Annotated in this window: 1 pseudogene; it reads right to left on the reverse strand. The window is 53.1% G+C overall.

The window, feature by feature from the left end:
- Positions 1-588 (reverse strand): annotated as a pseudogene (locus KCG49_RS16360) (DUF6443 domain-containing protein); the annotation flags it as partial.

Below are 588 nucleotides of genomic sequence, written 5' to 3' on the forward strand. Positions count from 1 at the left end.
TGGTGCCCAGTACCCTTACCTTGCTGCCCGTGGCAAGGCCCTTGACGTTTGTGATGGGCGTGACCCCATACGCGGTCTGTGGGCTGCCTCCTGCAATATTAAAGCTATAGTCATCGTAATAGTTGATGGTAAGGATCTCGTCAACTGTCGTCGGTCTGGCCCGTGTTGTATAATAAGTGCCCAGATAGCCCGTATTTGTCGTCCTTGATTCATACTGTGGAACCGTAGCGGGATCGGCATCAAAGAAACTCTGAAATTGAATCCTTGTGCTTGTAGAGGTTTTCATCCCGGTATAGGCGACCCTTCCAAAGACATCGTACTTGGTGACCAGCCACTGATCCTTGGCCCTGAGGTTGGCGTCCTGGGTCATAATGGGCAGGTCAAGCTTGTTGTAGACGATATGTTCCCAGCCCTTTCCGGGGATCTTCTTTTCCACCAAGCGGTTGAGGTCGTCGTAGACGTACTGGTAGCACAGCTCTGCAAGCTCGGTGGCATCGGGCTTGTCGGCATGCGGCTCCGCCTTGGGCGGCAGCACAAAGCTGAGGTTGCCGTAATGGTCATGGACATAATAGGTATCGTGGGGCATTT

The sequence above is a fragment of the Winogradskyella luteola genome, assembly GCF_019203985.1.
Classification (GTDB): Bacteria; Bacteroidota; Bacteroidia; order Flavobacteriales; family Flavobacteriaceae; genus Winogradskyella; species Winogradskyella luteola.